This is a genomic window from Bacillus sp. F2HM (genome assembly GCF_019266135.1).
GTDB classification, from domain to species: Bacteria; Bacillota; Bacilli; order Bacillales; family Bacillaceae; genus Bacillus; species Bacillus safensis.
The window spans coordinates 1-3550 of record NZ_LRMO01000041.1 but is presented as its reverse complement, the minus strand read 5'-3'; the positions used below and the strand labels follow the sequence as shown (position 1 = coordinate 3550).

The following is a 3550-nucleotide window of genomic DNA, read 5'->3' as shown; positions in this document are numbered from 1 at the left end:
TGCTCGTCCTTCCTAGACTGCAAAGGTTTTCTATCACGCTGAAAAGAAGACAAAGTGCTAAAATAAAAATCATTTTAGCACTTTGTCAACGATCTGAAAGGACTGAGAAATCAGTCCTTTTTTATTCCTCTCTAAAAATGTGTCGAAAATGTGACGGTTTTGTGATTTGCAAACTAAAAAGGGGGCATGCAAAGTCTATCCTACAAACACACGTCATTCAGGCATGACGGCATCACGAGAGGAGAATTTTTGTGTCAATTAAATGGAAAGTCAGTCTCGTCCTATGCGGACTTGCGATGATCATCGGAATCGCCGCGTTTTATCATAATCAGCAGGCAAGCGGGACAGAGAAGAAGAAGGTAGCACCAGATGCGAGCTATAAAGAAGTTGAAATTGTGACCCTCGTGAATGACGGGAGATACTTGAGATATGCTGTGAACTATCCTGTGTTTCATCAAAAAAAGCTAGATCAAGAGATGAAAAGATTTGCAGAAACAGCGCTCGATAAATTCAAAACATCATTTAGTGAAGCAAGTGATGTCGATGAAGATCATCGATACGAATTAAACATAGATTACGAGATTACTCACTATGCCAAACAAACTGCTGCGATCAAATTCAATACATATGAATTAAAAGGCGGAGTAAAAGGCAGTCATGAAACGAAGATATTCAATTTTGATTTCAAGAAACAGCATTTTTTATCGATAGATGATCTATTTTTATCAAAGAAACAAAATCTGCAAAAATTGTCTCAAATGACATTTGAGGAGTTGAAAAAAGATCGCTCTCTTGCTGAAAACAAGCATTTGCTTAAACAAGGAACATCTCCTGAGGCAGAGCATTATCAGTATTTTGCCATCAAAGATCGTTTTATTGAATTCTACTTCCCAGCGGGGCAAATTGCACCAGTCAAGAAAGGCCCTCAAGTGCTGGCGATTAAGAAAACACTGCTTAAAGGAATGTTAAAGCCAGAATACATCAATAAAGAAAAGAACAAAAACGAGAAAAAAGAACCGATCGCAAAAAGAAAGATCGTAAAACTGCCTAAACAGAGAGTGTTCAACCCAAAACAAAAAGCCATTGCCCTTACATTTGATGATGGACCAAATCCATCAACGACTTCAAAAATCTTAACAGCTTTAAAAGAAAACAAAGGACATGCGACATTTTTTGTATTAGGAAGCAGGGTTCAATATTATCCCGATATGCTAGGTGAGATCAGAAAAGGTGGAAATGAAATCGGAAATCATACTTATAACCACCCTTTACTCACAAGACTGCCGTTAAAACAAGCCATCAAACAAGTAGAAGATACGCAGCAAATCATTGAAAAAGCAGGCGGGTTCACACCGACTCACTTTAGACCGCCATATGGTGGAACAAACGGGCAGATCAACGCGGCTGTCAACATGAAAGTTACGCTCTGGGACGTTGATCCTGAAGACTGGAAATATCGAAACAGCCAATACGTCGCCAACTACATTCTCACACATGCGTCTAGCGGAGAAACCGTCTTAATGCACGACATCTATGACACCTCTGCAAACGCGGCTGTCACAATCATTAAAGAATTGACCAAACAAGGATATCAATTACTAACGGTATCAGAGCTTGAGCAGTGGAAGGAAGCTCGGGCGAAAAAGGTGAATTGAATACGTAAAAAAGATGCGAGTCTTAGTGGATTCGCATCTTTTTTAAAGCCAATTATGAGAATGAAGGGAAAATATGTTAAGGTGATTGTAGAAAGGGAGGGCTTCGAATGGTATTGATGAGGTTGATTAGCATATATATGCTGACAGCGTTTAGTTTGGGATTTGTTATAAACTATGTACCTGGTTTGATGCTGCCCATCTATATTCTTGCGATGATTGGGCTCATTTTATGTCTCGCTCATATTGCGTTTCATTATATTCGGCGAATCAGAAATATGTTATTTGATGAGTAACGGGAAGATTTCTCCTATGGCAAAAACCTCCTGCTAGATGCGAGAGGTTTTATTTTTTCGGTTTTTACTGTTCTAACAGTTGGATGATTTTCTCATTGGACGCTTTGATTTGTCTCAAAAGAGAAACGATATTTTCTGTGAATCCCACGAGCACAACCAGTATAATAAGAATGTCTCAAATGAACAGTTCGTGTCATATATCCGGCAATTGATGTGAATGGAGAATGTTGAGGGGGATTCATTTGAAACGAGTAGACGTGGTTTCAGCTATTATTTATGATGAGGAAGAAAATCTATTAACAGTCAAGAATGTAAAGGGATATTGGGAACTTCCAGGCGGTGCTGTGGAAAAAGGTGAAGACCTGCAGCAGGCTGTCATCCGTGAAGTAAAAGAAGAGACAGGGTATGTTGTCAAAGTAAATGAACTTCATTCGGTTCGAGAAGCGTTCTTTCAAGATAAAAAACATCATGCGCTTATCATTACGTTCTTTGCGGAAATGATCGGGGGAGAGATGAACATTCTAGATCCGGATCAGGATATTGAAGAAGTAAAATGGGTCAGCACTCAAACCTTTCAAAAGCTAAACCCAAAGCTATATCACATGCTAAAATTAAACCAACAAACACAAGCCTTTTATGATTTTGAGGGGAATAGAACAATTGGTTAAATCCAAATTGATATAGGCATGAAGGAGCGATATTGATGTTTTTATACTACGGGCCTACAGGAGCTCCAGTAGAAAATCCGGGGGAAGAATTCATGAAAAGGATCTTCTTTCAGGAGGGTGAAGAGTATTGGAAACAAGGAAACGGAGAATCTTCCATTGAGATAGAGGAAGGTGGGGAAAGTGAAAGTCTAGTTTTCTTTTATACTGAACCGTATGGATTCTTTATCATCAGATATCCAGATTTTTTAGTCCCTTTTCAAAAGGTAGAAAAGATCGAAACGATCAAGCATTTCATAGCAGGATCACCATTGTATGTGCCATCATGCAGCTATGTTGATCGTAATCAGGCGTATGAAATCGTTCAACATTTTGTGACGACAAAAAAGGTATCTGATCTTGTTGAATGGGTCGAGTTGAGGAATATTCATTTTCAGCATGATGTGAAAAGGTAGGGGAGTAAGGTGAAAGTGTGTACAGAAGAAAGGATACATAGTTTAGATGAGAGTATGCATTTACATGTAGGATATGATGAGCAAGGTTTTGATTATGAAGGTGTGTTAAGAGTTTAAAACAGGGAGATGGCTATTGTTTTTTGATCAGAAAAGTTACGGGTTAACGTTTTCAACGGAATATGAGAAGAGGGACGAAGTAGGGCTAATATTGAGGAGTACCCTTTACTACAGGTTTAAAGTTTCGAGAACTCTAAATCATTTGAGTGCTGTTTTTGTATCTTTATTCCTATTTAATGACAAACTTTGTGTTGGTAAAATTGACCTTGTCAATGAATAGGAAGGAGTGAATTCTTCTGGGGAAGATACTTGATGCAAAAGCACTAACAAGTGCCATGGACACAAGGGCAAAACACTACCAGGAACTCCGCGAACAAATGGTAGATTTAAAAAAGGCATTACAAGGTGTTGCCAACCTCGGTGAT

General features: G+C 38.7%; 5 protein-coding genes. All 5 read left to right on the top strand.

What is annotated here, in order from left to right; translation table 11 throughout:
• Window positions 1-251 precede the first annotated feature (251 nt).
• A complete protein-coding gene (locus AWT60_RS18325) occupies window positions 252-1655 on the top strand; it encodes a polysaccharide deacetylase family protein (RefSeq protein WP_218677594.1) in 1404 nt (467 codons plus the stop codon).
• Between the two features lie 107 nt (window positions 1656-1762).
• On the top strand, window positions 1763-1948 hold the full coding sequence (locus tag AWT60_RS18320; RefSeq protein WP_024427930.1) for a hypothetical protein: 186 nt from the start codon (window positions 1763-1765) through the stop codon (window positions 1946-1948).
• A 242-nt stretch (window positions 1949-2190) separates the two neighbouring features.
• Complete coding sequence (locus tag AWT60_RS18315; protein WP_087978201.1) at window positions 2191-2616, top strand: NUDIX hydrolase; 426 nt, start codon at window positions 2191-2193, stop codon at window positions 2614-2616.
• 35 nt (window positions 2617-2651) lie between these two features.
• On the top strand, window positions 2652-3068 hold the full coding sequence (locus tag AWT60_RS18310) for a hypothetical protein (RefSeq protein WP_218677593.1): 417 nt from the start codon (window positions 2652-2654) through the stop codon (window positions 3066-3068).
• A 392-nt stretch (window positions 3069-3460) separates the two neighbouring features.
• Window positions 3461-3550: hypothetical protein (locus AWT60_RS18790; protein ID WP_373272927.1), on the top strand; the 90-nt coding region annotated here is incomplete at its 3' end.

What these genes read in the sequence shown, in the direction of transcription:
- AWT60_RS18320 (WP_024427930.1), top strand. Translation starts at nt 1,763, where the DNA reads ATGGTATTGATGAGGTTGATTAGCATATATATGCTGACAGCGTTTAGT.
- AWT60_RS18310 (WP_218677593.1), top strand. Translation starts at nt 2,652, where the DNA reads ATGTTTTTATACTACGGGCCTACAGGAGCTCCAGTAGAAAATCCGGGG.